Annotated in this window: 7 protein-coding genes; 3 read left to right on the top strand and 4 right to left on the bottom strand. The window is 44.0% G+C overall.

Features of this window, described 5'->3' with window-relative positions; genetic code table 11:
- The 4 genes from HZC12_08100 to rpmE all read right to left on the bottom strand — a co-directional run.
- Positions 1–432 (bottom strand): hypothetical protein (locus HZC12_08100; protein MBI5026665.1); only part of this gene is annotated, 432 nt, incomplete at its 3' end.
- The gene (gene prfA, locus HZC12_08095; protein MBI5026664.1) at positions 433–1500 is read right to left on the bottom strand and encodes a peptide chain release factor 1; all 1068 of its coding nucleotides are present in this window, start codon (positions 1498–1500) and stop codon (positions 433–435) included.
- Positions 1500–2375 carry a DUF1385 domain-containing protein gene (locus tag HZC12_08090; GenBank protein ID MBI5026663.1) on the bottom strand — a complete coding sequence of 292 codons (876 nt, stop codon included), beginning with the start codon at positions 2373–2375 and terminating at the stop codon, positions 1500–1502. Before HZC12_08090 ends, prfA begins: the two co-directional genes overlap by 1 nt.
- Before the next feature lie 78 nt (positions 2376–2453).
- On the bottom strand, positions 2454–2672 hold the full coding sequence (gene rpmE, locus HZC12_08085; protein MBI5026662.1) for a 50S ribosomal protein L31: 219 nt from the start codon (positions 2670–2672) through the stop codon (positions 2454–2456).
- Between the two features lie 395 nt (positions 2673–3067).
- On the opposite strand from rpmE, the gene HZC12_08080 reads away from it, so the two are divergent.
- The 3 genes from HZC12_08080 to atpH are packed head-to-tail and all read left to right on the top strand — an operon-like array spanning position 3068 to position 4634.
- Positions 3068–3490, top strand: coding sequence for a hypothetical protein (locus HZC12_08080; protein MBI5026661.1), 423 nt, complete (start codon positions 3068–3070; stop codon positions 3488–3490).
- Entirely contained in the window at positions 3487–4101 is a 615-nt protein-coding gene (gene atpF / locus HZC12_08075) for a F0F1 ATP synthase subunit B (protein MBI5026660.1), read from the top strand. The genes HZC12_08080 and atpF overlap by 4 nt, the downstream gene beginning before the upstream one ends.
- A complete protein-coding gene (atpH, locus tag HZC12_08070) occupies positions 4098–4634 on the top strand; it encodes an ATP synthase F1 subunit delta (protein ID MBI5026659.1) in 537 nt (178 codons plus the stop codon). The genes atpF and atpH overlap by 4 nt, the downstream gene beginning before the upstream one ends.
- Positions 4635–4711: the final 77 nt, after the last annotated feature.

Below are 4711 nucleotides of genomic sequence, written 5' to 3'. Positions count from 1 at the left end.
AGTGACGAGTGACGAGTTATTATATTTACTTGTCTCTTGTCTCTTGTCTCTTGTCTCTATCTTTATGGCTTCTTCTACTAAAAGCTCTGTCTCAGGCCTTGGGATTAAGACCCCATGCCCGACTCTGATTCTAAGTCCCAGGAATTCTACATATCCCAGAATATACTGAATGGGTTCGTGTTTGAGCCTTCGCTTGAGTAAGGCTTCGATGGTCTTTATCTGGATTTCATCAAGTTCAGGATTATCCCTGTACAATCTAACTCTATCAATCCCAAGGCCATGGGTTATAAGGATTTCAGCCTCTTTCCCGGCATTCTCAATGCCGAATTTTTTTAGAGCAGTAACGCAGCAGCTCAGTAGCCCTGCTGCTCTGGTGCTTTGTTGTTCTGCATTGAGCCTGCCGAATATGTTTTTTTCCTTCAGTAGATGCAATTAGAGTTCTTTCAACCTCTCAGCCTGGTAATAGGTAATCAGGCTTTCTATCATCTCATCGAGGTCTCCCTCAATAACCATTTCGAGTTTGTGCAGGGTCAGGCCAATCCTGTGATCAGTTACCCTGTTCTGCGGAAAGTTATATGTCCTTATCCTTTCGCTCCTGTCGCCTGTGCCCACCTGGGTCTTTCTCTCAAGCGCCCTCTCCTTTTCCTGACGCTCAAGCTCTGCCTCAAGCAGTCGTGACCTCAAGACCTTCATGGCCTTTTCTTTATTTTTAATCTGGGACCTCTCGTCCTGACACTGGACAATCATGCCAGTTGGTATGTGAACTATCCTGACTGCTGAGTAGGTTGTATTCACACTCTGGCCTCCAGGGCCTGAGGCGCAGTAGGTGTCAATCCTTAAATCTTTTTCATCTACTTTTATATCAACATCCTCTGCCTCTGGCAAGACTGCTACAGTTGCAGCAGAGGTGTGAATCCTGCCGGAGGCCTCTGTCACAGGTACCCGCTGCACTCTGTGGACCCCGCTCTCGTATTTAAGCCGGCTGTAAGCACCCTTTCCCTGAATAGAAGCAATGACCTCCTTCAGGCCTCCAAGGCCTGTGGGGCTGGAGTCAATCATATCTACTTTCCAGCGTTTTTTTTCAGCGTATTTGCAGTACATTCTAAAAAGGCTTGCAGCAAAGAGGGCAGCCTCTCCCCCTCCTGTACCTGCCCTTATTTCAAGGATGATATTTTTTTCATCCCTCGGGTCTTTTGGCAGGAGCATCAGTTTTAGCTCGTCCTCGAGCTTCGGCTTTCTCTCCTTCAGCTCTTCAAGCTCCAGCTCTGCAAGCTCTTTCAGGCCATCCTCGCCTTCCTGCTCGAGGATTTTCTCTGCCTCATCCATGTCTGAGATGACCTTCTTATACTCCCTGAATTTTCTGATAAGCTCTTGCAGTTCTGCCTGCTCTTTTGAGCATTTCTGATACTGCTGGCGATTTGCCAGAACCGCCGGGTCCATTAAAAGCCTTGTAAGCTCTTCGTATTTATCTTCTACGGTTTTAAGCTTCTCCATTAACATTATTTATTTACCTCTTCCATTTTTAGAACCTCTTTCATGGCCTGAATGGCGACCTCTACCTGGTCAGTAGAAGGCTGCCGTGTTGTAAGCCTCTGAAGCCATAATCCTGGCTTTGCCATGGCCATTATAAGAGGGTTATCAATCTTCTTAGAAGAAAATCTTATGAATTCGTAAGAAAGGCCGGCGATCAGGGGAATCAGAACAACCCTGGATAAAAATTTCTCAAGAAAAGGCCACTCCTTGGGAATAAAGGAGAAAAGAAAAATACTTAAGACCATTACAATAAGCAAAAAACTTGTGCCGCATCTCGGATGGATGATGCTGTAATTTTTAACCCCCTCAGGTGTAAGCTCCACCCCTGATTCATAGGCATTGATGACTCTGTGCTCTGCACCATGATATTGAAATACCCGCCTGATGTCCTTGAGGGCAGTTATGGATACCACGTATATGAGAAAAAGGGTTATCCTTAAAATACCGTCAATGAAATTAAAGGCCATTGAACTCTCCCTGATAACGGGGTATACAATGCCTAAGAGCTTTGTCAGATAAAGCGGGAGCAGAAAGAACAGGATGAGTGCCAGAGCAAAAGAGACGAGGACGATGAGGCCAATTGAAAAGGAAGACGGTTTTTTCTCTTCTTCGCCCATGGACTTTTCAGCCGAAAACGACAGGGCCTTTATCCCGAGGGTAATGGCCTGAACCAGTGCAACAACACCCCTTAGCACAGGACTCTTCAGAGGTTTTGGCAGCTCAATAAGCCCCTCCCTTTTGACAAAAATATTCCCCTGAGGACCTCTTACAGCAACTGTCCACGCCTTTGAGGCCCTCATCATCACGCCTTCAATTACAGCCTGTCCACCTATGTTTTTCATTGTGAACCCCTAAATAAAAAATAGGAAACCCACCTGTAGCGAGTTTCCTATTCATCCCGCTAAGGCGGGACAGGTTATCTACTTCTCGGTACGAGTCATCTTTGACTTGTATTTTTTCTTAAACTTCTCAACCCTTCCTTCAGCGTCAACTATCTTCTGTTTTCCGGTGAAGAAGGGGTGACAACTGGAACATAGTTCCACATGAATTGCGGGTTTTGTTGACCTTGTAGTAAAGGTCTCCCCACAGGCGCAAACCACCTTGGCCTCTTTGTATGCTGGATGAATTCCCTCTTTCAAAACAATCCTCCTGAAAGGTATTTATTTACATTAACAGAAAAGTTCTTAGTTTTTCAACAAAGCAGGTATATCCCTATCTCTATTCTTGAACCCTTAGTTTGATAATAGTCAAGCCGATGTTATTCCGGCAGGCTCAATATTGAATAGTCCGGTCGAAGACTCGATCGACTCTTCGAGTTCAAGTCGTTGCCCCGACACTTCGGGGTAACTGAGTTGCAAACCTGCTCCCGCACAAAAGCTTATTATATTAAGTTATACTATTATATTATATTTCAATCTCCAATCCGTTGACAGAAGGATTTTTATTGTGTTAAATTGCAAAAGTTTTCTCTGCGTAAACCCCGTTAGAATTTCGCACGAGGCATTCTAACGGCGTAAAGGGACACGAGGCATAAATGTTAGAATTTAATAAAATATGGTTTTTTGTCCAGCTTGCTAACTTTTTAGTTCTCTTAGTTGTCTTGAATTATCTCCTTTTCAGACCCATGCTGAATCTCTTCAAAGAGAGAAAGGACAGGATAAATGGTTTTCTTGATGATGCAAAGGCAATGGACAAAAAGAAGGAAGAAGCCCTCCGTCAGATGGAGATTGAACTCTCTGAGGCGAGAAATAAGGCAAAAGCTGTAATTGATGCCCTCCGGAAAGAGGGCATGGAGATGCAAAAGGACATTATTGAGAAGGCTGAGAAAGAGGCTCAAGGGATAAATAAAAAGGCTCAGGAAGTCCTCAGGGCTGAGACAGAAAAAGCCAGGAAGACCCTGAGAAGGGACGTAGAGGCATTTTCCAGGGAGATTGTGAGAAAGTTGGTAGGGGTATGAAAACAGAACACAGACAAGAAATAGGGAAAACAGTTTCTTATTACATCTTAAGTCTGGGTTCTGTGCTCTTTGCTCTGTGTCTTGCTGATGCCACTGTTGCTTTTGCTTCAACAGGAGGAGCGGAGCAGGGGATCCCATGGAAGGACTGGCTGTGGAGGATTTTGAATTTTGCTGTCCTTGTTTTTCTTCTCGTTAAATTCCTCGGTAAACCAGTGAAGGAGTTTCTGAGAAAGCGCTCGGAGCTCATTGAAAAATCCATGAAGGAAGCCGGGGAGGCAAAGGAACTCGCAAAGAAGGCCCTCGATGAAGTGCAAGGGAGACTTAAAGATAAGGATAAAGTGTTAAATGAGCTTCTTGATGCTGCCCGGAAGGCCGGGGAAACAGAAAAAGAGGCCCTCACAGCCCAGGGTGAAAACCTGAAAAATAAAATCCTGGAGCAGGCAAAGGCAAACATAGAGTATGAACTCCAGAAAGCAAAAGAGGCAATAAGGTCTGAAGCGATTGAAATGTCCATTGAGCTTGCTGAAAAGGGTGTAAAAGAAAAACTCGGCAAGAAAGAGCAGGATAGGATTTTTGAAGAATATCTCAGAAAGCTCGAGGGTAAGAATTGAAGGAAACACGGATTGCTAAGAAATACGGCAGGGTCTTTGTAGATACAGTTAGTATCAAAGATGCCCCAAAAGTCCTCAAAGAGCTGAATGCCTTCTCAGGCCTTTTAGATGCATACAAGAAACTCAAACTTCTCTTTGTGAGCCCGATTTTCTCAGAGCAGGAGAGAAAACTAATAATCAAAGAGTTGTGTCCTCTACTCAAGGCATCTGCAGATACAGAAAAATTTCTTATGCGCATTGTTGCGCAGGAACATATAGCCATAATTAAAGAGATAATAAAAGCAGCAACAACAATGCATAATGAGAAACTCAGGAAGGTAAAGGCACTGGTAATATCACCTGTGGCTCTTAATGGGAATTCTACGGTGAGGCTCAGAGATGCGTTAAAGACAATTACGCAGAGGGATGTTGAGATGGAGCTTAATATCGACCCCTCTCTTATCGGTGGCTTTATAGTAAAGATTGAAAGCACAATTTATGACAGTAGCATTAAAGGTCAGCTCAGACTTTTAAGAGCCGAACTTACAAGATAAGTGAAGTAAGAACAAAGAAAAACGAAAAATGTCATTCCGAACGAAGTGAGGAATCTTAATCCCACAAAAAGATTTCT

Source organism: Nitrospirota bacterium, assembly GCA_016214385.1.
Classification (GTDB): Bacteria; Nitrospirota; Thermodesulfovibrionia; order UBA6902; family JACROP01; genus JACROP01.
Note: the sequence above shows the minus strand (reverse complement) of the source record. Positions and strands in the feature narration are given on the sequence as shown.